A 25,736-nucleotide genomic window follows, 5' to 3' on the forward strand; every position below is an offset into this window, starting at 1 on the left:
TAGCCGCATGAGCGAAATTAGAACAAAAGTCCAGTTTGTCGATATAGATGACGACATGGCCGGTCAGCGCATCGATAACTTTTTGCGCAACCAGTTGAAAAGTATTCCGAAAAGCATGGTCTATCGTATCTTGCGTAAGGGAGAAGTACGGGTAAACAAAAAGCGCGTTAAAGCGGAGTACAAGCTCCAAGCAGGTGATTTGGTCCGTATCCCTCCAGTGACGATAGAAGAGAAAGCCGAAGAAGTGGCACCAAGCACTAAGCTAAACAAAGTGGCGGAGTTGGAACATATGATTATCTACGAAGATGAGCATATGTTGATTCTCAACAAACCTTCAGGCACTGCGGTTCATGGTGGTAGTGGCTTGAAGTTTGGGGCCATTGAAGCATTGAGAGCTTTGCGACCTCAAGCGCGTTTTCTTGAGTTAGTGCATCGTATTGACCGCGATACCTCAGGAATTTTGCTGGTGGCTAAAAAACGGTCCGCGTTGCGTCATTTGCAAGCGCAGTTCAGAGAGAAGACCGTTAAGAAGTTCTACTTCGCTTTGGTGATGGGGCAGTGGAAGAGCAGTTGTAAGGTTGTGAACGCGCCACTCTTAAAAAACGAAGTGAATAGTATTGTTCGAGTAAACCCAAACGGGAAACCCTCAGAGACGCGATTTAAAATTATCGAAAAGTTTTCTGAAGCGACCTTGATTCAGGCAAGCCCAATTACTGGGCGCACGCACCAAATCCGCGTCCATACTCAATACACGGGCCATCCAATTGCATGGGATGACCGCTATGGTGATAGACGTTTCGATGCCTACACAGGTAAGGTTGGTTTAGATCGCCTGTTTCTGCATGCCGCTAACATCAAGTTTCAACATCCTTCCAATGATGAATGGATGGAAATCAATGCCCCGATGGAAGCTAAGTTAGAGAAAGCGTTAGCTGGGTTGCGTAAGCTTTAATATGGGCTTTTCCTTTGGCGAAGCGGAACTGGGCCTCTTACGGCACTCCGCTTCGCAATGGGAAAGCTAGAGTACAGGCACCCCTTGTTCTGCCAGCATATCAACCAAATCTATCAGAGGTAGGCCAACTAGGGTGTTGGGGTCTTTACCTTCTAGTCTTTCGAATAGTGCAATTCCTAGTCCTTCACTTTTAAAGCTGCCTGCGCAATAAAATGGTTGTTCTTTATCAACATAGTGTTCAATCTGAGTTTGACTCAGTTGGCGGAAGTGAACCGTGAAGGTATCGACTCTTACGTGTGTTTCCTGACTGATGGTGTTATGCAGAGCGAGACCAGTAAAAAACTGTATAGATTGGCCACTTTGTGCACTGAGCTGTTCAATAGCCGTGGCTCTATTCAGTGGCTTACCTATGATTTGTCCATTAATAACACAGACTTGGTCACTACCAATCACTAAGCTTGGTTGGCTGACACTACAAGAGGTGGCTTTACCAATCGCCAATCGTTTAACAAGCTCTATAGGTGTTTCGTCGTCTAAAGGTGTTTCATCGAAGTCGGGAGACGCTGTCTCAAACGAAATTGCCAATTTATTCAGCAATTGTTGTCGATAAGGTGAGGTTGAAGCTAAAACTAGTTGGTAATTTGGCATTTTAATTTACAATCTAACAGCGGGTTAGTGGCAGCTTAATCGATATTATGCCTCAGATACTAGCCCTCTCCTTGAGAAGGAAAAAAAGTACAACTTTTTACCCTTTTCCTTTGACTCTAAACGAATTGGAAGATAGAATTCGCGCCCTATGCAAAAGGTAAAAATACCGCGAACGGTTGATCCCGCACGTGCTGCTCAAAAGCGATTGGACTTTGAAGGTATCATTCAAGTTAGTCTCTTTAAGCGCCTAGAGGAATCAGTCGAAGGCGTTAAACGCGACGCTCAAGTGTCATTGTCATTTGACTTAGATGAGCAGCGACTCGTTGTTATCTCTGGTAAAGCTAACATCGCAGTCGATTTAGAGTGTCAACGCTGTAATGAGGTTTTCGCACATGAGTGTGAAGTCCACTTCACCTATACACCGTACCGCGGTGAAAAGACTGAAGAGGAAGCACCGGAAGAGTACGATTTGGTAGATCTGAACGAGTACGGTGAAATAGACCTAATACAGTTAGTTGAAGACGAGTTCATTCTAAACTTGCCTCAAATTGCAATGCATGACGAAGCGGACTGTAGCGTTGATTCAGATAATATGGTGTTTGGTGAAATTCCAGAAGAAATTGTGGAAGAGAAGCCGAATCCATTCGATGTTTTAAAAAGCTTAAAGAAGTAATTCTTTAAGAATTAACATAGGAGTAGGGTCAATGGCCGTACAAAAGAGCAAGAAATCTCGTTCAATGCGTGGTATGCGTCGTTCACACGATGCCCTAACTACAGCTGCACTTTCTGTAGACGCAACTTCAGGTGAAACTCACCTACGCCACAACGTAACTGCTGAAGGTTACTACCGTGGCAAAAAGGTTATCAACAAGTAAGGTTGACCTTTGCAAAATATAACCGTTGCACTTGATGCAATGGGCGGGGATTTCGGTCCTCGCGTTACAGTGCCTGCCGCCGTGCAGGCACTGTCGCATTTCCCAGAGCTAAAAGTGATCCTATTAGGTGATCAATCTGCGATCACATCTCAATTATCTTCTCTTGGTTATCAGCCAGATACTCGTTTGAGTATTCAGCACTGCGACCGAGTTATCTCCAACTCCGAAAAACCTTCTCTAGCACTAAGAAACAGTTCTGGAACCTCCATGGGAATGGCAATCGATGCTGTTGCAAATGGCGAAGCTGATGCCTGTGTGAGCGGTGGAAATACGGGTGCTTTGATGGCGTTGTCACGTTTTCGCCTTAAATTGCTACCGGGTATTGAGCGTCCAGCTCTCATTTCTGCATTGCCAACAGCATCGGGGAGCAAAACTTGGATGTTGGATCTCGGCGCAAATGTTTCCAGCGATGCAGACTCTTTGTTTCAGTTTGCCGTGATGGGAAGTGCGTTGGCTGAACAGTACTTGCAGAGATCCCCAAGAGTCGCAATTCTCAATATTGGCGCTGAAGAAATAAAAGGCAACGATCTTGTCAAGCGCTGCGCAGAAATGCTTTCCGCGACTCAATCTGTCAATTTTGTTGGCTATATTGAAGGTAATCAGTTACTACACGATGCCGCAGACGTTGTCGTTTGTGATGGGTTCGTAGGGAACGTGTGTTTAAAAGCTTGTGAAGGTACAGCCCAGCTTTTTATAGATAAGTTGAAATCGAGCATGATGTCCTCATCTATAAAGGGTTGGATTGCAAGAAAATTATTTTCTGGCCTATTTAATGAGCTAAAAACCTTGAACCCCGACCAGTATAACGGCGCAAGTTTGCTAGGATTGCGCGGCATTGTCATAAAAAGCCACGGAAGTGCTGACGTAAATGCGGTCATCAACGCGATTGGTGAGGCATTACACGAGGTCAAACGACAAGTACCAAGCCGTATTAGCGATCGTTTGGAAGCGGTTTTTCTCGAGAGGCATTATTAGGTCTTCATGTATAGCAAAATTTTAGGTACTGGCAGCTACCTGCCATCTCAGGTGCGTACAAACGCAGATTTGGAGAAAATGGTAGATACAAGTGATGAGTGGATTGTAACGCGTACAGGTATTAAAGAGCGTCGCATTGCTGCTGAAAACGAAACCGTTGCGGACATGGGTTATATCGCTGCTAAAAACGCTATTGAGATGGCGGGCATTGATAAAAACGATATTGATCTAATTATTGTTGCGACAACCAGTGGTAGTCACACTTTTCCATCTTCAGCGTGCCAAGTACAAGCCAAGTTAGACATCCAGGGGTGCCCTGCATTTGACCTAGCTGCGGCTTGTTCAGGCTTCGTTTACGCATTGTCTGTCGCGGATCAGCATGTTAAATCCGGTATGTGTAAAAACGTACTTGTGATCGGCGCTGATGCACTGTCGAAAACCTGCGATCCTACAGACCGTTCGACCATCATCCTATTTGGTGATGCAGCGGGCGCTGTGGTTGTAGGTGCAAGCGAAGAACCGGGCATTTTGTCAACCCATATCTACTCTGATGGTCGATTTGGTGAATTACTGAGTCTTGAAGTTCCAGAGCGTGGTAAAGATGCCGATAAATGGCTGCATATGGCAGGCAACGAAGTGTTTAAAGTGGCAGTTACTCAACTGTCTAAGCTGGTAAAAGATACCTTAGCTGCTAATGATATGCACAAATCGGAGCTTGATTGGTTGGTTCCACACCAAGCGAACTACCGAATTATTTCGGCAACCGCGAAGAAGCTATCAATGTCGCTCGATCAAGTGGTCATCACATTAGATAAGCATGGTAATACGTCTGCAGCGACGGTACCAACGGCACTTGATGAAGCCGTGCGTGATGGCCGAATTCAACGTGGCCAAACGTTACTCCTTGAAGCGTTTGGCGGTGGATTTACTTGGGGCTCGGCACTCGTTAAGTTCTAAACAGAATTCAAAATTAAGATGCCATACGTGGCATCTTTTCTTTCTTCTTTAATGTAAAGAAACGGTTTTAAGGAAAAGAAAATGAGCAAGTTTGCTATTGTATTTCCAGGTCAAGGCTCTCAAGCAGTTGGTATGCTTGCTGAGCTTGGCGAGCAGTATGACGTAGTGAAACAAACATTTGCAGAAGCATCTGAAGCACTAGGTTACGACTTATGGGCGCTAGTTCAAAATGGCCCAGCTGAAGATCTAAACCAAACTCACCGTACTCAACCAGCATTGCTAGCATCTTCAGTTGCTATTTGGCGTGTATGGCAAGAGCTTGGCCTAGAGCAACCTGTGAACTTAGCGGGTCACAGCTTAGGTGAGTACTCAGCATTAGTATGTGCGGGTGTAATCGACTTTAAAGAAGCGATCAAATTGGTTCAGCTTCGCGGCCAGCTAATGCAAGAAGCAGTACCAGCAGGCACGGGCGCAATGTATGCAATCATTGGCCTTGACGATGAGTCTATCGCTAAAGCGTGTGAAGAAGCAGCGCAAGGTGAAGTCGTTTCTCCGGTGAACTTCAACTCTCCAGGTCAGGTTGTTATCGCGGGTAGCAAAGACGCAGTAGAGCGTGCAGGCGCATTATGTAAAGAAGCGGGTGCGAAACGTGCACTGCCGCTGCCGGTTTCTGTGCCATCTCACTGCGCATTGATGAAGCCAGCAGCTGACAAACTAGCGGTTGCGTTAGAAGCGTTAGAATTCAACGCGCCTCAGCTTCCAGTCATCAATAACGTTGATGTTGCTGCGGAAACTGATCCTGCAAAAATTAAAGACGCACTTGTACGTCAGCTATACAGCCCAGTTCGTTGGACTGAAAGCGTACAACTGATGAGCGAGCAAGGCGTTGAGAAACTTCTTGAATTAGGCCCAGGTAAGGTTCTTACGGGTCTAACTAAACGTATCGTGAAAACACTCAGCGGCGCAGCAGTGAATGATGCTGCATCTCTTGAGGCTACGAAGTAATTTAAGGAATTAACGACATGATGAATCTAGAAGGCAAAGTTGCCCTAGTGACTGGCGCAAGCCGCGGTATCGGCCGTGCGATTGCTGAGCTACTTGTAGAGCGTGGCGCGACAGTAATCGGTACAGCAACTTCTGAAGGTGGCGCAGCTGCAATCAGTGAGTACCTAGGTGAGAATGGTAAAGGTCTTGCTCTAAACGTTACAGATGTTGAGTCAATTGAAGCGACGCTGAAGACGATCAACGATGAGTTTGGCGCGATTGATATTCTAGTAAACAACGCAGGTATCACACGTGACAACCTATTGATGCGCATGAAAGATTCTGAGTGGAATGACATCATCGATACTAACCTAACGCCAATCTTCCGTATGTCTAAAGCGGTATTGCGTGGCATGATGAAGAAGCGTGCAGGTCGCATTATCAACGTAGGTTCTGTTGTTGGTACTATGGGTAATGCTGGCCAAGCGAACTATGCAGCAGCAAAAGCGGGCGTTATTGGCTTCACTAAGTCTATGGCTCGTGAAGTTGCGTCACGTGGCGTAACAGTAAACACAGTTGCTCCTGGTTTTATCGAAACTGATATGACTAAAGCGCTAAATGATGAGCAACGTGCTGCGACTCTAGCGAACGTTCCTGCTGGTCGTTTGGGTGATCCTCGTGAAATTGCGTCAGCGGTTGCATTCCTTGCATCTCCAGAAGCTGCATACATCACAGGTGAAACTTTGCATGTAAATGGTGGCATGTACATGGTTTAATTGACACATTACGCAGGGAAAGTGAACTTTTTAGCGAAAGAACACTCAAAACTTTGCATAATTTGTCAGATTATTCAAAATGTCATTATCTCGAGTAGGGATTGTGACTAAAATAGCCTATATTTGGCTAGAGTTGACCGGAACATGCGCAACATTTGTGCATGATTTAAGTCAAAAATGTATTGAATTTCGGTTAAATTCGCTAAAATTGTGGTTTGACCAGCAAGGTCCCTCTTGCAACTTTCAGTAGTTCGAATAAACTACTGAATCATCGCATTGAGCGAAATCTGTAAAGGAAAAGAAAAAATGAGCAACATCGAAGAACGCGTAAAGAAAATCATTGTTGAACAGCTAGGTGTAGACGAAGCTGAAGTTAAAAACGAAGCTTCATTCGTTGACGATCTAGGTGCTGATTCTCTAGACACTGTTGAACTAGTAATGGCTCTAGAAGAAGAATTCGATACTGAGATTCCAGACGAAGAAGCTGAGAAAATCACTACTGTTCAAGCTGCAATCGACTACGTAAACAGCGCTCAGTAATATCTCTCCCAGGCGGCCTTCTGGCCGCCTGTGTTCTTTTTAACACTTCTATCCTTCCATAGAATCATTTCATTCCCGGAGAATAAAATCGTGTCCAAGCGTCGTGTTGTTGTCACTGGCATGGGTATGTTGTCACCGGTAGGCAACACTGTAGAATCATCTTGGAAAGCCCTGCTAGCAGGTCAAAGTGGTATCGTAAATATCGAGCACTTTGATGCTGAAAACTTCTCTACTCGTTTTGCGGGTCTAGTTAAAGATTTCGACTGTACTGAATACATGTCGAAGAAAGATGCGCGTAAAATGGATTTGTTTATCCAGTACGGTATCGCTGCAGGTATTCAAGCGCTAGATGACTCTGGTTTACAAATTACCGAGCAAAACGCTCCTCGCGTTGGCGTAGCGATTGGCTCAGGCATCGGTGGCTTAGATCTTATTGAGACTGGCCACACTGCACTTGTCGAAAAAGGCCCACGTAAAGTTAGCCCATTTTTCGTTCCTTCAACCATCGTAAATATGGTTGCTGGTAACTTATCTATTATGCGTGGTCTGCGCGGTCCTAATATCGCAATTTCAACAGCATGTACGACAGGTCTGCACAACATTGGTCACGCGGCACGTATGATTGCATACGGCGATGCAGACGCAATGGTTGCTGGTGGTTCTGAAAAAGCATCTACACCACTAGGCATGGCTGGCTTCGGTGCTGCTAAAGCTCTATCAACTCGCAACGATGAGCCTCAAAAGGCTTCTCGCCCTTGGGACAAAGACCGCGACGGCTTTGTACTAGGTGATGGTGCAGGCATGATGGTGCTAGAAGAGTACGAACACGCGAAAGCTCGCGGCGCTAAAATCTATGCTGAATTAGTCGGTTTTGGTATGTCGGGTGATGCTTACCATATGACTTCTCCAAGCGAAGATGGTTCAGGTGGTGCATTGGCAATGGAAGCGGCGATGCGTGATGCTGGCGTAACGGGTACACAAATCGGTTATGTTAACGCTCACGGAACGTCCACACCTGCAGGTGACGTTGCTGAGATTAAAGGTGTTAAGCGTGCTCTAGGCGAAGAAGGTGCTAAGCAAGTTAAGGTCTCTTCTACTAAGTCGATGACTGGTCACCTATTAGGTGCGGCGGGCTCTGTAGAAGCCATCATTACAGTGATGTCTTTGGTTGAGCAGATTGTTCCACCAACAATCAACCTAGACAACCCAGAAGAAGGCCTTGATATTGACCTTGTGCCTCATACTGCAAAAGAAGTGTCGATGGAGTACGCGATTTGTAACTCTTTCGGCTTCGGCGGTACCAACGGCTCTTTGGTGTTTAAGAAAATCTAAACAACTCAGGTTTCGTTACTAAAAAAGAACGGCTTAATGCTTTGGCATTAAGCCGTTTTGTTATTTAATAGCCTGACAATTTTCATTAAAGGATTGCTATGTATCTGGTTAACGGCCAACCCATATCAACCGTTGCGATTGCCGATCGCTCATTTCAATACGGTGATGGTTGCTTTACGACTATCTTAACCAAACAGGGAGTGGTTCAGCATTGGTCTAAGCATGTCGAGCGGGTGAATGCTTGCTTAGATACCTTGGCCATTTCTCGCCCTAATTGGAGGCAAGTTGAAACTTGGATTGCTCAGGTTAGACTCTCAGATGAGCTCGCCGGGATTAAGCTTCATTTTAGCCGCGGTGAAGGGGGGAGGGGATATAGTCCTACTCAAGTGGGTTCACCAAATGTTACCATTAGCGCCTTTGCTTTCCCGCGACACTATGAGCAATGGTGTAAGGAAGGCGTTGTGCTGGGAGTGTGCCAACAAACATTAGGGATTAACCCTATGCTGGCTGGCCACAAGCATAATAACCGTCTTGAACAGATACTGCTTAAAGCCGAAATAGAACGTCAAGGGTTTGCCGACGGCATCGCCCTCGACTGCAACGGCAAAGTCATCGAAACGACGATGGCGAACATTTTTTGGTTTCAAGGTGGCACACTGCATACGCCTAGCCTATCAAGCGCTGGTGTGGTAGGCGTGATGCGCAAAGTTGTTATCGAGCAAGCGCTCAGAATGAACATTGATGTGAAAGAGTCAGAATATGAGATGACGACTTTACTGGCGGCTGAAGAAGTTTTTATCACCAATTCGATTCTAAGACTTGCGCCCGTGACGGGAATCGGCAACCAGACATTTTCTATAGGACCAATAACTAGAACTATTCAGGAGAAGATCCTCTCGTGATCAAGAAGCTTACCATTTTTGTACTGTTGGCCGCTGTTGCTGCGGCAGCAGGTTATGGCTATGTTACTCAGCAAGTCACTCGCTATGTTTCTCAGCCTTTGCAGTTGGAGCAACCGGAAATTTTTACTTTATCGCCGGGCACTAGCTTCAACGCAGTGCTGGCTAAGATGACCCAAAACGGTTGGATAGTTGAGAGTGACGTAACAAGTTTAGTGCGACGTTTTCACCCAGAGTTAACCCAACTTAAAGCAGGCACCTATTTACTCGAGCCAGGGGTGGACCTGACTCAAGCTCTGCAGTTACTGAAATCAGGTAAAGAACATCAGTTTGCGATTACTTTTGTAGAAGGCTCAACCTTCAAAGAGTGGCGCGAAGCCTTGGTGGAAGCGAGCTTTTTAGAACATGAAGTTAGCGGATTGAGCGAAGCTGAAATCGCCGCCAAACTGGGCATAGAGCACGAGAAACTGGAAGGGTTATTGCTCGCTGAAACGTATCACTACACGTACGGCACTTCTGACCTTGATATTCTAAAACGTGCAGCGAGTAAGCTACAGCAAGTACTGGACTCTCAGTGGCAGCAACGTCAAGACAAGCTTCCTCTAAAAACGCCTTATGAGGCTTTGATCTTGGCATCTATTATTGAGAAAGAAACGGCGATTGAATCGGAGCGCGAGCGCGTGGCATCGGTATTTGTGAATCGACTGAATAAGCGGATGCGATTACAAACCGATCCGACGGTAATCTATGGAATGGGTGATAAGTACGACGGTAATATTCGTAAGAAGGATCTCCGTACCCATACACCATACAACACGTATACTATATTTGGCTTACCGCCAACACCGATTGCTATGCCGGGCGAGGCATCGATCGCTGCCGCGCTTAATCCTGAGAAAAGTAACTACCTTTATTTTGTTGCCAGCGGTAAGGGTGGCCACGTTTTCTCCAAATCGTTAGCCGAACACAACCGCGCGGTACGCGCTTATCTAAAACAACTAAGAAGCAACAAATGAGTCAAGCAAAATTCATCGTAATCGAGGGTCTCGAAGGGGCCGGAAAAAGTACCGCAATCAAAGCCGTTCTCGACACGCTAAATCTAGCGGGTGTGGAGAGCATTAAGAATACCCGTGAACCGGGTGGTACCGTATTAGCGGAAACGTTGCGAACTTTGGTTAAACAAGAGCATGAAGGCGAAGTCTTACAAGACATGACCGAACTTCTGCTTATGTATGCCGCTCGAGTTCAGCTCGTGGAAAACGTAATTAAACCGGCGCTCGCCGATGGACGCTGGGTTGTTGGAGACCGTCACGATATGTCGTCCCAAGCTTACCAAGGTGGTGGCCGACAAATTGCGAAAGAAACCATGAGTGCTCTAAAACAAACAACGCTTGGCTCTTTTAAGCCAGATCTGACGTTGTATCTCGATATTGACCCACGAGTTGGACTAGAACGAGCCCGTGGACGAGGTGAGCTTGATCGCATCGAGAAAATGGACATGAGTTTTTTCGACCGTACTCGAGAGCGTTATTTAGAGCTGGCCAACGGGGATGATAGTGTCTTGATCATCAACGCTGAACAGCCGATTGAGAAAGTCGCGGCAGATATTAAAACGACGCTGACTCATTGGTTGGAAAAACAATAATGTCACGTTTGTATCCTTGGTTAGAGTCAGTTTGGCATGAATGGCAAGCCAGTTTGCAATCTGGCCGCTTCTCAAATGCTGCGATGCTTGTTGCTGAGCCTGGCTTAGGTGGAGAACAGCTCATTGATGTATTCAGTCGCGCTGTTATGTGCAGTAATTATGAGCATGAAGCTTGTGGTTTCTGCCATAGCTGTCAACTGATGCAGTCTGGCAACCACCCAGACTTTCACTTGGTCAAACCTGAGAAAGAAGGCAAGGCCATATCGGTAGAGCAAATACGCCATTGTAATCGCCAAGCACAAGAGTCTTCTCAGCTAGGTGGATTGCGGTTGTTTATCATTGAACCGGCTGAGTCGATGAATGAATCTGCGGCAAATGCTTTGCTGAAAACCCTCGAGGAGCCATCCAGCCATTGTCTGTTCTTGTTGGTTACGCACCGTGCCAATAGCTTATTACCAACCATTACTAGCCGTTGTCAGCAATGGCATTTGATTCCACCAAGCTCTGAATCAGTGGCCTGTTGGTTAAGCGAACAAACGAAAAAATCGGTACCAGCATTCGCGGCGCATATCAATAATAACGCACCGCTGACAACGTTAGCTTTTGTTGATGAGGGTAAAGATAAGCAGTATTCGAAGCTTGAGCAGGCACTGCTTGACGTTGTGCAAGGCAAAGGCGATGCGCTTAAACTCGCTAAGGAACTGTCGACAGATACAGCCGATAAGCTGACTTGGTTATGGTTCTTACTCACGGATGCACAAAAAGTCCATTTCGGCGTTCAGCTTCCTCAGTTTACACCGGGAGCTGCCAGCATCGCAGCAAGTAGCGACTATGCTTTACTTTACAGTCAGGCTCAGGCGTTAAGCCAACTTATTGAACAGTTGCGCGAGCATACTGGTCTCAATAGTGAATTACTTATTTTAGATTGGTTGTTTAAATTTAACGGGGAAACATGTTTGTAGATTCGCATTGTCATCTAGACAAACTTGATTATCAGGAGCTGCACAACGGAATTGAAGATGTCGTTGCAAAAGCGAAAGCCGCTAACGTAACCGAATTACTTTCTGTTGGTGTTACTCTCGATTCTTTTCCAAACATGCTTGAGATGATAGAGCCGTTTGACAATATCTATGCGTCATGCGGTGTTCATCCTCTAGATGTTGAGAGCGATTTTGCGCTTGATCGCCTTCATGAATACGCTTCGCATCCGCGCGTAGTGGCCATTGGTGAAACGGGATTAGATTATCATTATCAACCTGAAACCGCGGATTTACAGAAACTTCGTTTTGAACAGCATGTTGAATTGGCGGTAAATCTGAATAAACCTTTGATCATTCATACCCGTAATGCGCGTCAGGATACCTTAGATATCCTGCGCAACGGAGGGGCGGATAAATGCGGTGGGGTCATTCACTGCTTCACTGAAGATCTCGCCTTTGCTCAAGCGGCAATGGAGTTAGGGTTCTATATCTCTATTTCAGGAATCGTCACTTTCCGTCAAGCGACGGAGTTGAAGGACGTGGTCAAAGCGTTACCTATCGATAGGTTATTAATTGAGACGGATTCTCCTTACCTTGCTCCTGTCCCTCATAGAGGCAAACAGAATCAACCGGCGTACGTTGTTGAAGTCGCTGCTTACATAGCTCAGCTGAAAGAGATTGCTTTGGGAGAATTGGCTGAAAAAACTACCAGAAATTTCAGAGAACTTTTTTTGAGATAGAAAATGAGTAATGGTTAAAAAAGGAGCGAAAGCTCCTTTTTTTTGTGACTTAAAACGCATGTAATCGTTTGTCTACCCTTGTTTACTAATTTTGTTGAAGGTGAGAGCTGAAAATATCAGTTTTGTAAATTTGTTACATAAAATAACAATGATATCTATTTTATTTACTCACTAAAATTAATTGCATTTATAAAAATGTCATTAAAATACAAAAGGTTAGTGTTGTTATGGGGTGGTTGGGTAGGTGGTTTTTATTGTGATCTATCTAATAATTTGAAACTTAATTTCGTAACTCGCTAGTAAGAACCGTAACCAGCAATATATATTTAGAGGCAGAAAATATAGTGACATAAGTGGTTACATTTTTTCTGGGTGCTAACATTTAAGGCTACGGGGGTGTGCCGTTAGAGCCCAATAAATCTTATAAACTTTTCAGGAGCATAAACATGTTTAAGAACCTTTTTGCTAACCTGCAAAAAGTTGGTAAAGCTCTGATGCTACCAGTATCAGTATTACCAGTTGCAGGTATTCTATTAGGTGTGGGTGCTGCCCACCTAAGCTTTATTCCAGATATCGTATCGAACTTGATGGAACAAGCGGGTGGCTCTGTATTTGGCCAGATGGCTCTTCTATTTGCTGTTGGTGTTGCGTTAGGCTTCACTAACAACGACGGTGTTGCAGGTCTAGCTGCTATCGTTGGTTACGGCATCATGACAGCAACACTTGGTGTTATGGCTGGCGTGATGGGCGTTGAAAAAATCGATACAGGTGTACTAGGTGGTATCCTTGTCGGTGGTGTGGCTGCTTGGGCATTCAACCGTTTCTTCAAGATTCAACTTCCAGAATACCTTGGCTTCTTTGCTGGTAAGCGTGCAGTGCCAATTATCACTGGTTTCACTGCAATCGGTCTGGGTGTTGTACTTTCTATCGTATGGCCACCAATCGGCGGTGCTATCTCTGCATTCTCTGACTGGGCTGCGCACCAAAACCCACAACTAGCATTCGGTATCTACGGTGTTGTTGAGCGTTCTCTAATCCCATTCGGTCTACACCACGTATGGAACGTACCATTCTTCTTCGAAGCGGGTACTTGTGTTAACGCTGCTGGCGAAACTCAAAACGGCGTTCTAACTTGTTACCTAGTTGCTGATGAAGCATCTCGTGCTGCAGGTAATGGCTTCGGTCAGCTAGCAGGCGGCTACATGTTCAAGATGTTCGGTCTACCAGCTGCTGCTATCGCTATCGCTCACTCTGCTAAGCCAGAAAACCGTGCGAAAGTAATGGGTATCATGGCGTCTGCTGCTCTGACATCATTCCTAACAGGTATCACAGAGCCAATCGAGTTCTCATTCCTATTCGTTGCTCCGGTACTATACGGTATCCACGCTCTACTAGCAGGTTCTGCATACGTTGTAGCTAACACTCTAGGTTTTGTACACGGTACTTCATTCTCACACGGTCTAATTGACTTCCTAGTTCTATCTGGCAACGCTCAGAAGATGGGCCTAATGGTTGCTGTTGGTCTAGTTTACGCTGCAATCTACTACGTAGTATTCCGCGCTGTAATCAAAGCGATGGACCTTAAGACTCCAGGTCGCGAAGACGAGTCAGAAGAAGCGTCTACAGCGACAGGTTCTGACCTAGCTGGTGAACTTGTTGCAGCATTCGGTGGTAAAGCAAACATCACTGGTCTAGACGCATGTATCACACGTCTACGTGTAGCGGTTGCAGATACAGCTGAAGTTGACCAAGACAAACTTAAACAACTAGGCGCAGCTGGCGTAGTGGTTGTAGCAGGTGGTGTTCAGGCTATCTTCGGTACTAAGTCTGACAACCTGAAAACAGAAATGGATGAGTGGATCCGTAACCACGGTTAATTCCCACCCAATCATCTAATCGACTAAAGGAGGCTTCGGCCTCCTTTTTGTTTTTATGTACCTGAAGGTTTCGAATCCCTTACCCTTTCCTGACATCCTTTTCTGACATGTTGCGATAATTGTACGCTGTTTTATATTCGTTACAGAGAGATTTCAATGAGAAATACTGGTATAGCGGTGTCGCTGGGGCTCGCACTTTTCGTCACTCAATTTGCCCATGCTAATGAAGAGTCTGGTGCTAAAGATTTATCGGTGGGGATGGCATTGGATCAAGACTTGAGCGTTGTCGTTGAGCTTGATAATCAGTACCGTTTTACCCTTGGCAATGATGGTGCAGCTTTCGACTACATTCTTAAATCCGGACAGTTCGATGACAGCATGCCTGTTTCTTGGTACGTCGGTGTCGGCGCTTGGAGCGAGTGGGAGGCAACAGAGTTTGGCGCTCGTTTGCCATTAGGTCTTAAGTGGGATCTAAGTCAAGGCTGGAATATGTATGGACAAATTCAGCCCGAGTTAGATTTGTATTCAGGCGCGGAACTACAAATAGGCGGAGCCGTGGGTATCCGCTATGCATTCTAACGAATTGAAGGGGCTGTGACTGATGCCCCTTTCTTCCAATCAGAAACGCCAAGTAATACCAACATTGGTCGAAAACTGATTCATCCAAGATGTCTTAAACTGAATGACGCAGGAGTCGGATCCGCTGGAGGGCAAATTACATACGCCGGTTGTGTCGTTATCGACCACAGTACCAAGCCAGCGAGCTTGACCATTCAATGCAAGAGAGTCAGATATCTTGTATTCGAAACCACCAAAAATGGAGGCGGAAAAGCCAAGTTTGTCATCGACCCAGTCAGCATCGACGTAAGAGCCACCAAGCCCTAATCCAAGGTAGGAAGAAAACTGATTATTTAGGGGATAGTAGATGCTGCTTTGAAAGTGCAGGTAATGCATTTCTGAGTCTAAATTCGCTTCGTCAACTTGGGTTGCCTGTCGTGTATAAAACATGCCTATTCGACCTTTTTCTAGGTCTGTTTCCACGCTTACCCCTAAATTGCTCGACCCTTCTAGGTCAAAGTCGTCACCATCTTGATTTTCAACACTTCCCCCTAGCGTGTAACCAACCCATGGAGTGACATGGATTTCGGCAGCAGCACTACTACCGGCAACTAACAAGAGCAGGGTGGCTCCCGTACGGATAACAAAACTCATATCGGCTTCCCAGTTCTAATAGACCTACTAATTGTGATGCTAACGTCATAATTACGCACAAAAAAAACGCAAATATTGAAGATAATTCACAGTGATGTTATTACTTTGTTACACAATAAGGAGGTGTCTATGGAACACGATCTCAAATTTGCCCTACTCGTTACCGTTTCAGTTTTCACTGTATTGCTTGGTTTTGGCTTAGTTGCCATTACGACTAGCTAAGGGATATTAAATGCGCAATAGCGGTGTCGTTACTAACGCTGCTGTACATTTAGATATTCAGAACTTTAGAAAGTACACTGGCGGTAAAAATGCGTTGGTCGCTCAAGGTGGCGGGCAACGGGGCATTTTTACCTCTGGTGTTTTGGATGCCTTCCTACTCTCCAATTTTGACCCTTTTCACGCCTTCTATGGCACGTCTGCTGGTGCACTTAATCTTTGTGCTTATCTATGTCGCCAACGTGGTATTGGTAAGTCGTTTATCTTAGATCTGACCACGGACCCACAATTCTTCCACTTATTCAGTTATATACGTCGTCGCCAGTATCTCGGTCTTGATTGGGCTCTGGATAAAATTTGTCAGTTTCCTTATCAGCTCGATATCGATATGGGGCGCCGCGTACTGGCTGGCCGGGAGGCGTTTGCGGCAGTGACAGATACCCATAGGTTGCTTGACCATTATTTACCAATGTTGAATGAGGACTGGCAAAAGGTGCTTATTGCCACTTGTGCTATTCCTCGTTTGTACAACAAGCGCGTCGAGTTCGAGCACGGGATCTATGTCGATGGCGGTGTCTCTGCCTCAATTCCAGTTCAAGAAGCGTGGCGTAAAGAAGCCCGTTGTATTGTGGTGATACGCACTGAAGGGGAAGACTTGGTTACCGAAACGAGTGAGGTTGTTGAATCGGAGCCAGTTGAGTGGTTTCGGGATTCTTTCAACTCGATTCAAGGACATTGGCAAGATAAGTTGTCGCAGTGGAAAACCGATTGGAATGTCTTTCTCGCTGAGCAGGTGGCAAAAGCGCACAGTGAGAAATTGGAGCAGCGGCACCTCGAATCACTGAATGGGGGGCGCTGGCTGTTTGGTGCGGATGATATTTATCGATTAAGTCACCTCTTAGGCGATAAATTCGATTCAGGCTTAGCTGATATGCTGATGGTGCATTACCAAACTTACTCTTTGACGCAGGACTTTCTCCATTCTCCCCCCGATGATTGCTTCATCGTGCAGATAAAACCAGATCAGCCGCTAAGATCGAGCTCATTGCTAAGTGAAAAGGAAGACTTGTTGCACGACTATCAAGTGGGCCTTGATGCTGGTTTCCAGTTTGTCGACAGTTACTGCCAGCATGCAATTGGTGTTGCGGAGAGTATTAAATAGGGAGCGATATCCGCTCCCTATTTGTAATGGCTAATCTCTATGCCGATAGGATACGCATGCAGTTGGTCGAACCAACGACATCCATAACATCCCCTTGAGTAATGATCACTATGTCTCCGTCATCAAGTAGGCCACGCTTTTTCAACGTATCGACGGCAGACTGGGCCGTTTCAAGTCCTGTGTCGCCTTTCGAGTCGAAATAGACAGGGAAAACCCCTCTATAGAGCGCTGTAAGGTTCAAAGTGGATTCATTACGGGATAAGGCAAAGATGGGTAAGCCTGAGCTCAGCCTTGATGTCATAAGCGCTGTGCGGCCTGATTCGGTTAAGGTCACGATGCCTTTGATTCCTCGCATATGGTTGGCTGCGAACATGGTTGACATCGAGATCGTCTCTTCGCTGCTTTCAAAGACTTCTTCCATGCGGTAGCTTGAGCGGTTTATGTCGGCCATTTTCTCCGCGCCTAAACATACTTCAGCCATAGATCGTACCGTCTCTAGAGGGTATTTACCTGCGGCTGTTTCTCCCGAAAGCATGACCGCGTCTGTACCATCGAGAACGGCGTTGGCAACGTCCATAACTTCAGCTCGAGTAGGCATTGGGTTTTCCATCATGGATTCCATCATCTGCGTTGCGGTGATGACGGTTCTATTCAAACTACGAGCTCGGCGAATGAGTTGCTTTTGGACACCGACCAATTCCGGGTCGCCAATTTCTACCCCGAGATCACCACGAGCGACCATTACCGCATCTGACGCTCGAATAATATCATCGATGTTTTCTTCGCACTCTACGGTTTCTGCTCGCTCTACTTTCGCCACCAAACGTGCTTGAAGACCGGCATCTCGCGCAAGGCGACGTGCGTATTTCATGTCTTCGCCATTACGAGGGAATGACACGGCCAAGAAGTCGACTTTGATCTCCGCGGCTAATTTGATGTCGTTTTTGTCTTTTTCGGTCAGAGCGTCTGCCGAGAGGCCACCGCCTTTTTTGTTAATACCTTTGTTGTTGGAGAGTGTGCCCCCGATCACCACTTTGGTTCTCACTTGCGTTTCGGTCACGCCCATGACTTTTAGCTGCACTCGACCATCATCGAGCAACAAAATATCTCCTGTAGAGACGTCTTGTGGTAGGGCTTTGTAATCGAGGCCAACAGAATCTTGGTTGCCTTCACCGGGTTTCAGTTCGCTGTCTAGAGTAAAGTTGTCACCGACGTTCAGCTGTATTTTCCCTTCAGCAAAAGTAGACACTCGAATTTTCGGCCCTTGTAGGTCGCCTAAAATCGCCACATGAGTGCCGAGCTTGGCGGCAATGTTTCGGACTCGTGTCGCCCGTTGACGGTGATCATCGGCACTGCCGTGAGAGAAGTTCATCCGAACAACATTAACACCAGCTTCCAAGATGGCTTCCAGCATGCCCGGTTTGTCGGTAGAAGGCCCGAGAGTAGAGACGATTTTTGTTCTTCTTTGGGGTGAGGTCATTGATGATCTCCTTGATCTGACTCTGCGTGATTACTAAACAGTTTAGACGGGTAGAAAAAATACATAATTATTTATGCAAAAAAATAGCGAATGAAATGTGATTAAAGCGTTGCTATTTGATTAGGTACACAAAGAATTATGTTTATACGTGACACTTGTCACGGCGATCCACCAAACCTCTTCACAATTACTTCGCAAAGTAAAAAAATTAGCGTGTTGTTGATATTCGGAGCACTCTATGTACATGGCTCAACCTGGCCATATTGATCACATCAAGCAGGTCAATGCTGGACGGGTATATAAACTTATTGATCAAAAAGGGCCTATTTCTCGCATCGATTTATCGAAAGAGAGTGAACTGGCACCTGCTAGTATCACCAAAATTACTCGTGAATTGATTGAAGCTCATCTCATCCATGAAACGACGGTTCAGGAAGCCACCAGTCGTGGGCGACCTGCCGTTGGTTTACAGGTGAATAACGAGGGATGGCAGTTTTTGTCGATGCGTCTTGGTCGCGGTTACCTCACCATAGCCCTTCACGAGCTAGGTGGTGATGTGTTGATTGATACCAAAATTGATATCCATGAGATTGACCAAGAAGATGTACTAGCCCGTTTATTGCATGAAATTGATGAGTTTTTCCAAACTTATTCCGATCAGCTTGACCGAGTCACCAGCATTGCTTTAACCCTTCCAGGCCTCGTCAACTCTGAGCAGGGTATTGTGCTGCAAATGCCACACTACAATGTGGAAAATCTTGCGTTAGGCCCAGAGATTTATAAGGCAACTGGCTTGCCTGTGTTTATCGCGAACGATACGCGCGCTTGGGCACTCGCGGAGAAGTTATTTGGTCACTCGCAAGAGAATGATAACTCTGTCCTTATCTCTATTCACCATGGTCTTGGGGCGGGTATCATCTTAGATGGCCGAGTACTGCAAGGGCGTCATGGCAACATCGGTGAATTGGGCCATATCCAAATCGATCCGAATGGTAAACAATGTCATTGTGGTAACCGTGGCTGCCTAGAAACGGTCGCCAGCTCCCAAGCAATTCGGAGCGAAGTCGCTGAGCGTATTGCTAATGGTGAAGCGTCTATACTTGCTGACATTGAAGAGATATCGGTCGAAGATATATGCGACGCCGCTGAGAAGGGTGATCCTCTCGCTGTTGATGTTGTGGAGAAGTTAGGGCGTTATCTCGGCTCGGCGATCTCAATCGTGATCAATCTGTTCAATCCAGAAAAAATCTTGATTGGTGGTGCGATTAACCAAGCGAAAGAGATTCTCTACCCGGCGATTCAGCAGTGTATTGAAGAGCAAAGCCTACCCGTCTATCACCAAGACCTTGAATTGGTAGAGTCTCGTTTTTATAAGCAAGCGACTATGCCCGGTGCAGCATTGATCAAGCAAGCGCTGTACGACGGTTTGCTATTAATGAAAGTCATTGAAGGTTAACGCCTTCAATTACATAGCCTCTGTTTATCTTTTCCTGAAACCCATATAATCTTCGTCGTGTGAGCGAGCTATACTGTTGATGGTAGAGGTGTCTTGTTTTATAGATGTCCTCTGCCTTGTTAACCGTAGAATAGTGTTGACCACAGTCTCTAATTCCGCAGCTTCTGCCAACTCAAGTATCATTTAGTGGTCTCGGTATTAGTTTTTGCCTTAGTCTTTCTTTAGACTATTTTGTTTATATAACCTATTGGTAGAGAAGTAGTATGTCTGGAGTTTTAAATACCGTCGATCAGCGTACAAATCTAGTTGGTGAAAACCGTTTAGAGTTGCTGTTGTTTAGTTTGAACAGTCGACAGATCTTTGCCATTAACGTGTTCAAAGTGCGTGAGGTTATTAAAGTTCCTCAGCTAACGAAAATGCCGGGTTCACATCACCATATTACTGGCGTTGCTTCATTACGCGGCATTTCGGTCCCTGTGATTGATTTGCGAGGCGCTATTGGTTTTCCGCCTTCACGAGCCGAAAACCAAGAGCAGAATCTGATCATTACGGAATACAATCGTACCGTACAAGGTTTCTTGGTTGGGCAAGTACGCAATATCGTCAACACCGCATGGACGGAGATTCAACCACCACCAAAAACAGCAGGGCGAAGCAACTATCTGACGGCAATCACGCGCATTAAAGATGGCGACAATCAGGAGATTGTTGAGATTATTGATGTGGAAAAAGTGTTGGCTGAGATCATTGATTACGATGTATCAATCTCTGAGGGGGTACTCGATCAAGACTTGGTTAACGAGATGGTTGGACGAAATGTATTGATCGTTGATGACTCGTCAACGGCACGTGCTCAGGTAAAAGGAACCCTATCTCAGCTTGGTTTGAACATCATCGAGTGTCGTGATGGCCTAGAGGCATTGGCTTTGCTTAAATCTTGGGCTGATGATGGCAAGAACGTTGTGGAAGAGCTGTTGCTCATGATTACCGACGCAGAAATGCCTGAAATGGACGGTTATAAACTGACCCACGAAGTACGTAGTGATCCAAGAATGAAAGACTTGTTTGTGACTCTTAATACCTCGCTCAGCGGCAGTTTTAATGAAGCGATGGTCAAGAAAGTAGGCTGTGACCGCTTTATTTCTAAGTTTCAGCCAGATTTGCTGGTTGAAGTTGCCCAAGATCGCTTGAGAGATGTACTCAGCAAGTAGGCTATTGATGGCAAGAGTGCACTTTGAGTGATTTATTGTTATGGTTATTAGGTTATTTTGTTACGCAAGATAACAGCCAATCTAATACAACTTTTCACTGCAACCTCAAGGTGATTGCTATTCATGATATGGTTTACGTCTAAGGTCGTGATGACTTTATGTATGTTACTGTACAAGGAATACAAGAAAAGAAGTATGGACGCTGAAGACAAGTGCTGACTTGTCATTAAAGGTAATCAAAAGGGAGCTTAGGCTCCCTTTTTCTTTTTTGATTTAATGGAAGTCACGTGATTTGCTTTGTAGCCCTTCAAGCGCGTCAGTTAAGTCTATCAGCCTGCCGGCAATGACATGTGTGACATCGCCTTCTCGTTCTAGAATCCCTTTGACCATCAAAATCTTTGCTGTCAGGTAGGCTTGTTTTTGAGCCCTGGCGGTCGCTTGCCAAACCACCACATTGATGTTGCCAGTGTCATCTTCTAGAGTGAAAAACGTCACGCCGGCCGCGGTCCCAGGAGCCTGCTTGCCCGTCACGACACCAACCACAGTGACAAGCGATTGGTGAGCATGCTTGATGAGATCTCGTTGGCGAGTAAACTTGCCTAGTGAGCCTGCTTTTTCTAACAGTGCTATTGGGTGTTGCTGCAAAGAGAGCCCTGTTGCCGAGTAGTCTTCCAGTAGTGTTTGAACGGCGGAAGGCTGCGTTAAGGTTAATGATTCTTGCTCTTGGATTTGCTGAAAAAGAGGCAAGTCAGATAAAGAATCCATCATCGACCAACGAGCTTGATAACGGTTTTGAGCAATGGCTTGCATCGCATCCGCAGAAGCCAGTAATTCGATGTCACGTCGGCTTAAACCTATGTGCTTAAGTTGGTTCGGATGGCTAAAACTCTGGTTGCCTCGAACTTTAATCACTTGGAGGCTGCTCTCACGACTAAAGCCTTTTATTTGTCGAAAGCCTAGGCGAATAGCCAGCTTGTTACCGCACTTGACCACTTGGTGGTCGTATAACGATTGATTGACACAAACTGGCAGCACGAGCACGTCATGGCGTTTAGCATCTTGTACTAATTGAGAGGCACTGTAGAAACCCATAGGAAGACTATTTAACAGCGAAGTATAGAAGGCCTCGGGGTAATAGTATTTTAACCAAGCTGAGCAATAAGCGAGCACAGCAAATGAAGCGGAATGGCTTTCCGGAAAGCCGTATTCCCCAAAACCTAAGATCTGATCAAAGATTCGTTCAGCAAATTCTTGTTCATAGCCTCGACTGCGCATCCCTTCTATCAACTTGTTTTTAAATTTGATCAGGTCGCCATTTTTCTTCCATGCGGCCATCGCGCGGCGTAAGGAATCTGCTTCACCGCCGCTAAAGCCCGCGGCGACCATTGCCAGCTTGATCACTTGTTCTTGGAATATCGGCACTCCCATAGTGCGAGACAACACCTCTTCCACCTCTTTAGATGGGTAGGTCACCGGCTCAATACCGTCTCGTCGTTTGAGAAAGGGGTGAACCATATCCCCCTGAATCGGCCCCGGGCGAACAATGGCGATTTGGATGACTAAGTCATAATATGTGGCCGGTTTTAGTCTTGGCAGCATACTCATTTGCGCACGTGACTCGATTTGGAAAACCCCAACGGTGTCGGCCTGTTGAATCATGTCGTAGACATTTGGGTCGTCCTGACGTCGAGTGATTTCAGCAATGGATAGAACTTGGTTATCAAGGCGTTTAACCAGATCGAAGCATTTGCGAATCGCGGTGAGCATACCCAGCGCGAGCACATCTACCTTAAGTAGCTTTAAGCTTTCGAGATCATCTTTATCCCACTGAATGACGGTTCTGTCTGGCATTGCAGCATTCTCTACCGGCACCAACTCATGCAGTGGACCTGCGGCAATCACAAAGCCGCCAACATGCTGAGAGAGGTGGCGAGGAAAGCCTAGGATGTCGTTTACAAGCTCAATAAATTGCTCGCCTTTCATCGAATCCGGCTGGAGACCGAGTTCGACGATCTGCGCTTGCCAACCTTGTGAGCGATCGCGGCGATTGACGTTTTTAATAAAGTAATCAAGCTGGCTCTCCTCAATCCCAAGGGCTTTCCCTACATCACGTACAGCACTTTTAAAGCGGTAGGAAATCACGGTTGCCGCAAGTGCTGCGCGCTCTCGCCCATATTTTTGATAAATGTATTGAATGACTTCTTCTCTGCGTTCGTGCTCAAAGTCGACATCAATATCTGGTGGCTCATCACGCTCTCGACTGATGAAGCGCTCAAACAATACGGAGATCTGCCTTGGGTCAACCGAAGTGATCTCTAAGCAATAACAAACCACAGAGTTGGCCGCTGAGCCTCGGCCCTGATAGAGAATATGATTACGCTTGGCGAACATCACGATGTCGTGAATGGTCAAAAAGTAGAATGGGAAACCAAGCTCCTCAATCAGAGCCAGCTCCTTCTCTATCGTTTCAGCGACGTTAGCAGGTAAGCCATTTGGAAAGCGTTGGCGTTTGCCTTTTTCAACCAGCTTTCTAAGATAGCTATTAGGCGTTTCGCCGTCGGGAACCAATTCACTGGGGTATTGGTACTGGAGCTCCTTCAGTTTAAATTCACAGCGCTCAGCAATATGAACGCTCTCTTGCAGCCATTCGGGTTTATATAATTTAGCGAGCTTTTCCTTACTACGCAGGGCTCGTTCAGTATTGGTTAATAAATGGCTACCTATCTGCTCAACGCTTTGTCCCTGTTTGATGGCTGTCATAACATGTTGGAGAGGTAAGCGCGTTGCGGTGTGCATCAAGACACCGCCGCATGCGGTAATCGGTAACATCAGCTCTTGAGCAAGCTGCTCACAATGTTGTGTGTAAGCTTTATCATTGGCTTCGAGGTGGCGCTGCAACCCAATCCAGAGCCGATGCTTATGGTGTTGGGATAACCATTGCCCCCATTTTCGATCGCTCTCTTGCTGGCGAGGCAACCAGATCACAAGGCAATGCCTAACGGTCATTAGATCCCACTCTGAGAGCTGGTATTGACCCTTCTCTGAACGTCTTCGTGCATTGGTGATCACGCGACATAACTCAGAGTAGGCTTGTTTGGTTGGGCAAATTAGGACAACTTGGCATTCTGAGTTAAGCCAAAACATGCTGCCAATGATTAACTTTATATTTAGCTGATTTGAGGTGACCGCTCGATAGGCTCTGACGACACCAGCAACCGAGCATTCATCGGTAATGGCAATTGAGTGGTAGCGTAGAAAGTCAGCCTGTAGTAGTAGCTCTTCCGCGTGGGAAGCCCCTGTGAGAAAAGAAAAGTTACTTTGACAGAATAATTCTGCGTATTGCATGTTGGCCTCTAGCTAAATAGACCATGCAGAAACCACTGCATGTGCTGATTGCGAAATACCCAGAGCCAGCGGCCATCTTGACTGCGAGCAATGAAGTAGTCGCGCGTCATCTCATCGCCATCCCACCATCCAGTCACGAATCGCTCAGGGCCTTGCATTATCGTGACTTGCTCTTGTAGTGGTTCTGGTGCCGTTAGCATCAGAGAAGGGCGAAAGCGCGTCACTTTGGGCTTGCTTGGGATAGGGACGTCGGGGTCGCAGAGCAGGGTTGAGTATTCAGGCCTAGGGTCGTCACTGAGTGCCACTTTACGTACTCTTTGTTTCCCTAGCTTCGCTTGTAAGGTACTGATTAACTCCAGCTCGTTTTGTTGCCCTTTATGGCCTAAGAAGATGTCTTGGCTGGTGGATTCCAATTCTCCTGCACGGATTAAAGTCAGTGTTAGACCTTGAACTGGCGCATCAAGCTGTAGAGATTCCATCGTCAACTGACAGAGTTTCATCCAGCGTGTTGCCAAATAGTCCCCCGCCGCAGAAGTAAAGGTGAGCTTGCCGTCCTGATGATCTCGCTGGTGTAAATCCAGTTGCAATTCAAAAGCAACCTGATTACGCAAGGTGAGAAAAATTTCTAACTTTTTTAGTAGCTTATTAAGAGGCTTTTCTAGCCATTGTATGTTTTCTATATCAAATAAAAGCTCTAGGTAGCTTTGGAACTTTTCAGGTGGATGATAGAAGCTAAGAGGGTGCTTAAATTGGCCCATCAGTCGACCCGTATAATTGACTAAGTCAATATCAAAGCGTCGCGCGATATCTTGCATCGGCAACTCAAGTAACTGGTGAAGATGCGTAATTCCGACGCGTGACAGTTTTTCTACCGATTGACCGTCGAGCTCTGTTGCAGAGAGGGGGTAACGACGAATTGCTTGGGTAATCTTGTCCTTATCTTGATGCAGTACATGCATGCCTGACTTGGCTTGCAACATGGCGGAATAAGGGGAAAAGCCATTGGCAAAGCAATACGTCAACTTGAGCTTATCGAGATGCTGCGAAACTTGCTGCCAGTACGGTTTGAGCCCTCCATACAGAGACAACATATTGGTGACTTTTAACAGAATGCCTTGTGGTGCGAAGAGAGCAATATCGGATGTGACCATATATAGCCATTGGGCAATATCAATTAAGGTCTGATGTTCTACCTTAGAATCATAAGGGTGGACTTGAAGCTGGTGACATAGGGCGCTAGCACTGCCTAAGCCCATGCCATTTTGAATACCTTGCTCTGAAGCAGCGGCATTACACTGAACAATTTGAAAGCGCTTACTGTCTACGATCACTAAAGGTTGACTCGTATGCTCAGAGTATAGAGCGTCCAACTGCAGAGTTGGGAAATGGAGGTAGATCCACTGCTGCATCG

Annotated in this window: 25 protein-coding genes; 20 read left to right on the forward strand and 5 right to left on the reverse strand. The window is 46.1% G+C overall.

Annotated elements, in window-relative coordinates:
* Positions 1-7 precede the first annotated feature (7 nt).
* Positions 8-952, forward strand: a complete 945-nt coding sequence (rluC, locus tag RH45_RS18645; RefSeq protein WP_008080186.1) for a 23S rRNA pseudouridine(955/2504/2580) synthase RluC — start codon at positions 8-10, stop codon at positions 950-952.
* A gap of 66 nt (positions 953-1,018) precedes the next feature.
* Here rluC and RH45_RS18650 read toward each other — a convergent pair whose 3' ends face one another.
* Positions 1,019-1,600 (reverse strand): Maf family protein, encoded by a 582-nt coding sequence (locus RH45_RS18650; RefSeq protein ID WP_008080187.1) that lies wholly within the window; start codon positions 1,598-1,600, stop codon positions 1,019-1,021.
* A gap of 148 nt (positions 1,601-1,748) precedes the next feature.
* Between RH45_RS18650 and yceD the strand changes: the two genes are divergently transcribed.
* From yceD to RH45_RS18725, 15 genes are all read left to right on the forward strand, one after another.
* Positions 1,749-2,273, forward strand: coding sequence for a 23S rRNA accumulation protein YceD (yceD, locus tag RH45_RS18655; protein ID WP_008080188.1), 525 nt, complete (start codon positions 1,749-1,751; stop codon positions 2,271-2,273).
* Between the two features lie 31 nt (positions 2,274-2,304).
* The gene (gene rpmF / locus RH45_RS18660) at positions 2,305-2,475 is read left to right on the forward strand and encodes a 50S ribosomal protein L32 (protein ID WP_004414666.1); all 171 of its coding nucleotides are present in this window, start codon (positions 2,305-2,307) and stop codon (positions 2,473-2,475) included.
* 9 nt (positions 2,476-2,484) lie between these two features.
* Complete coding sequence (gene plsX, locus RH45_RS18665) at positions 2,485-3,510, forward strand: phosphate acyltransferase PlsX (protein ID WP_008080195.1); 1,026 nt, start codon at positions 2,485-2,487, stop codon at positions 3,508-3,510.
* A 6-nt stretch (positions 3,511-3,516) separates the two neighbouring features.
* Positions 3,517-4,467, forward strand: coding sequence for a beta-ketoacyl-ACP synthase III (locus RH45_RS18670; RefSeq protein ID WP_008080197.1), 951 nt, complete (start codon positions 3,517-3,519; stop codon positions 4,465-4,467).
* 81 nt (positions 4,468-4,548) lie between these two features.
* The gene (gene fabD, locus RH45_RS18675) at positions 4,549-5,472 is read left to right on the forward strand and encodes an ACP S-malonyltransferase (protein ID WP_008080199.1); all 924 of its coding nucleotides are present in this window, start codon (positions 4,549-4,551) and stop codon (positions 5,470-5,472) included.
* A 20-nt stretch (positions 5,473-5,492) separates the two neighbouring features.
* On the forward strand, positions 5,493-6,227 hold the full coding sequence (gene fabG, locus RH45_RS18680; protein ID WP_039958927.1) for a 3-oxoacyl-ACP reductase FabG: 735 nt from the start codon (positions 5,493-5,495) through the stop codon (positions 6,225-6,227).
* Positions 6,228-6,533: 306 nt separating this feature from the next.
* Positions 6,534-6,767: an acyl carrier protein gene (gene acpP, locus RH45_RS18685; protein WP_004406112.1), complete on the forward strand. Its 234-nt coding sequence runs from the start codon at positions 6,534-6,536 to the stop codon at positions 6,765-6,767.
* 90 nt (positions 6,768-6,857) lie between these two features.
* On the forward strand, positions 6,858-8,099 hold the full coding sequence (fabF, locus tag RH45_RS18690) for a beta-ketoacyl-ACP synthase II (RefSeq protein WP_008080224.1): 1,242 nt from the start codon (positions 6,858-6,860) through the stop codon (positions 8,097-8,099).
* A 98-nt stretch (positions 8,100-8,197) separates the two neighbouring features.
* Entirely contained in the window at positions 8,198-9,001 is an 804-nt protein-coding gene (pabC, locus tag RH45_RS18695) for an aminodeoxychorismate lyase (RefSeq protein ID WP_008080225.1), read from the forward strand.
* The gene (gene mltG, locus RH45_RS18700; protein WP_008080227.1) at positions 8,998-10,014 is read left to right on the forward strand and encodes an endolytic transglycosylase MltG; all 1,017 of its coding nucleotides are present in this window, start codon (positions 8,998-9,000) and stop codon (positions 10,012-10,014) included. The genes pabC and mltG overlap by 4 nt, the downstream gene beginning before the upstream one ends.
* Positions 10,011-10,643, forward strand: a complete 633-nt coding sequence (gene tmk, locus RH45_RS18705) for a dTMP kinase (protein ID WP_008080229.1) — start codon at positions 10,011-10,013, stop codon at positions 10,641-10,643. Before mltG ends, tmk begins: the two co-directional genes overlap by 4 nt.
* Positions 10,643-11,605, forward strand: coding sequence for a DNA polymerase III subunit delta' (locus RH45_RS18710; protein WP_008080231.1), 963 nt, complete (start codon positions 10,643-10,645; stop codon positions 11,603-11,605). Before tmk ends, RH45_RS18710 begins: the two co-directional genes overlap by 1 nt.
* The gene (locus RH45_RS18715) at positions 11,596-12,363 is read left to right on the forward strand and encodes a TatD family hydrolase (RefSeq protein WP_008080232.1); all 768 of its coding nucleotides are present in this window, start codon (positions 11,596-11,598) and stop codon (positions 12,361-12,363) included. Before RH45_RS18710 ends, RH45_RS18715 begins: the two co-directional genes overlap by 10 nt.
* A 446-nt stretch (positions 12,364-12,809) precedes the next feature.
* A complete protein-coding gene (ptsG, locus tag RH45_RS18720; RefSeq protein WP_008080233.1) occupies positions 12,810-14,240 on the forward strand; it encodes a PTS glucose transporter subunit IIBC in 1,431 nt (476 codons plus the stop codon).
* Between the two features lie 156 nt (positions 14,241-14,396).
* Positions 14,397-14,819 (forward strand): hypothetical protein, encoded by a 423-nt coding sequence (locus RH45_RS18725; RefSeq protein ID WP_008080234.1) that lies wholly within the window; start codon positions 14,397-14,399, stop codon positions 14,817-14,819.
* 39 nt (positions 14,820-14,858) lie between these two features.
* Here the strand turns inward: RH45_RS18725 and RH45_RS18730 are convergent, their stop codons facing one another.
* Positions 14,859-15,452: an outer membrane beta-barrel protein gene (locus tag RH45_RS18730; RefSeq protein ID WP_008080235.1), complete on the reverse strand. Its 594-nt coding sequence runs from the start codon at positions 15,450-15,452 to the stop codon at positions 14,859-14,861.
* A gap of 129 nt (positions 15,453-15,581) precedes the next feature.
* On the opposite strand from RH45_RS18730, the gene cydH reads away from it, so the two are divergent.
* Positions 15,582-15,674: a cytochrome bd-I oxidase subunit CydH gene (gene cydH, locus RH45_RS23320; protein ID WP_008080238.1), complete on the forward strand. Its 93-nt coding sequence runs from the start codon at positions 15,582-15,584 to the stop codon at positions 15,672-15,674.
* 10 nt (positions 15,675-15,684) lie between these two features.
* On the forward strand, positions 15,685-16,833 hold the full coding sequence (locus tag RH45_RS18740; RefSeq protein WP_008080239.1) for a patatin-like phospholipase family protein: 1,149 nt from the start codon (positions 15,685-15,687) through the stop codon (positions 16,831-16,833).
* Between the two features lie 37 nt (positions 16,834-16,870).
* On the opposite strand, the gene pyk is transcribed toward RH45_RS18740, so the two are convergent.
* Entirely contained in the window at positions 16,871-18,313 is a 1,443-nt protein-coding gene (pyk, locus tag RH45_RS18745) for a pyruvate kinase (RefSeq protein ID WP_008080240.1), read from the reverse strand.
* Positions 18,314-18,551: 238 nt separating this feature from the next.
* Here pyk and mlc point away from each other — a divergent pair, with 238 nt between their 5' ends.
* Together mlc and RH45_RS18755 are read left to right on the forward strand one after the other, a co-directional pair.
* Positions 18,552-19,769, forward strand: coding sequence for a sugar metabolism global transcriptional regulator Mlc (mlc, locus tag RH45_RS18750; RefSeq protein WP_008080241.1), 1,218 nt, complete (start codon positions 18,552-18,554; stop codon positions 19,767-19,769).
* A gap of 263 nt (positions 19,770-20,032) precedes the next feature.
* A complete protein-coding gene (locus RH45_RS18755) occupies positions 20,033-20,980 on the forward strand; it encodes a chemotaxis protein CheV (RefSeq protein WP_008080242.1) in 948 nt (315 codons plus the stop codon).
* 273 nt (positions 20,981-21,253) lie between these two features.
* Here RH45_RS18755 and RH45_RS18760 read toward each other — a convergent pair whose 3' ends face one another.
* Complete coding sequence (locus tag RH45_RS18760) at positions 21,254-24,325, reverse strand: error-prone DNA polymerase (RefSeq protein WP_008080243.1); 3,072 nt, start codon at positions 24,323-24,325, stop codon at positions 21,254-21,256.
* 8 nt (positions 24,326-24,333) lie between these two features.
* Positions 24,334-25,734, reverse strand: a complete 1,401-nt coding sequence (locus RH45_RS18765) for a Y-family DNA polymerase (protein WP_008080244.1) — start codon at positions 25,732-25,734, stop codon at positions 24,334-24,336.
* Between the last annotated feature and the right edge of the window lie 2 nt (positions 25,735-25,736).

The organism is Vibrio sinaloensis DSM 21326, from assembly GCF_000189275.1.
GTDB lineage: Bacteria > Pseudomonadota > Gammaproteobacteria > Enterobacterales > Vibrionaceae > Vibrio > Vibrio sinaloensis.

Bases quoted from the DNA above. Each gene is read 5' to 3' on its own strand.
- rluC (WP_008080186.1), top strand. From the start codon at position 8: ATGAGCGAAATTAGAACAAAAGTCCAGTTTGTCGATATAGATGACGAC.
- RH45_RS18650 (WP_008080187.1), bottom strand. From the start codon at position 1,600: ATGCCAAATTACCAACTAGTTTTAGCTTCAACCTCACCTTATCGACAA.
- yceD (WP_008080188.1), top strand. From the start codon at position 1,749: ATGCAAAAGGTAAAAATACCGCGAACGGTTGATCCCGCACGTGCTGCT.
- rpmF (WP_004414666.1), top strand. From the start codon at position 2,305: ATGGCCGTACAAAAGAGCAAGAAATCTCGTTCAATGCGTGGTATGCGT.
- RH45_RS18670 (WP_008080197.1), top strand. From the start codon at position 3,517: ATGTATAGCAAAATTTTAGGTACTGGCAGCTACCTGCCATCTCAGGTG.
- fabD (WP_008080199.1), top strand. From the start codon at position 4,549: ATGAGCAAGTTTGCTATTGTATTTCCAGGTCAAGGCTCTCAAGCAGTT.
- fabG (WP_039958927.1), top strand. From the start codon at position 5,493: ATGAATCTAGAAGGCAAAGTTGCCCTAGTGACTGGCGCAAGCCGCGGT.
- acpP (WP_004406112.1), top strand. From the start codon at position 6,534: ATGAGCAACATCGAAGAACGCGTAAAGAAAATCATTGTTGAACAGCTA.
- pabC (WP_008080225.1), top strand. From the start codon at position 8,198: ATGTATCTGGTTAACGGCCAACCCATATCAACCGTTGCGATTGCCGAT.
- tmk (WP_008080229.1), top strand. From the start codon at position 10,011: ATGAGTCAAGCAAAATTCATCGTAATCGAGGGTCTCGAAGGGGCCGGA.
- RH45_RS18710 (WP_008080231.1), top strand. From the start codon at position 10,643: ATGTCACGTTTGTATCCTTGGTTAGAGTCAGTTTGGCATGAATGGCAA.
- RH45_RS18715 (WP_008080232.1), top strand. From the start codon at position 11,596: ATGTTTGTAGATTCGCATTGTCATCTAGACAAACTTGATTATCAGGAG.
- ptsG (WP_008080233.1), top strand. From the start codon at position 12,810: ATGTTTAAGAACCTTTTTGCTAACCTGCAAAAAGTTGGTAAAGCTCTG.
- RH45_RS18725 (WP_008080234.1), top strand. From the start codon at position 14,397: ATGAGAAATACTGGTATAGCGGTGTCGCTGGGGCTCGCACTTTTCGTC.
- RH45_RS18730 (WP_008080235.1), bottom strand. From the start codon at position 15,452: ATGAGTTTTGTTATCCGTACGGGAGCCACCCTGCTCTTGTTAGTTGCC.
- cydH (WP_008080238.1), top strand. From the start codon at position 15,582: ATGGAACACGATCTCAAATTTGCCCTACTCGTTACCGTTTCAGTTTTC.
- RH45_RS18740 (WP_008080239.1), top strand. From the start codon at position 15,685: ATGCGCAATAGCGGTGTCGTTACTAACGCTGCTGTACATTTAGATATT.
- pyk (WP_008080240.1), bottom strand. From the start codon at position 18,313: ATGACCTCACCCCAAAGAAGAACAAAAATCGTCTCTACTCTCGGGCCT.
- mlc (WP_008080241.1), top strand. From the start codon at position 18,552: ATGTACATGGCTCAACCTGGCCATATTGATCACATCAAGCAGGTCAAT.
- RH45_RS18755 (WP_008080242.1), top strand. From the start codon at position 20,033: ATGTCTGGAGTTTTAAATACCGTCGATCAGCGTACAAATCTAGTTGGT.
- RH45_RS18760 (WP_008080243.1), bottom strand. From the start codon at position 24,325: ATGCAATACGCAGAATTATTCTGTCAAAGTAACTTTTCTTTTCTCACA.
- RH45_RS18765 (WP_008080244.1), bottom strand. From the start codon at position 25,734: ATGCAGCAGTGGATCTACCTCCATTTCCCAACTCTGCAGTTGGACGCT.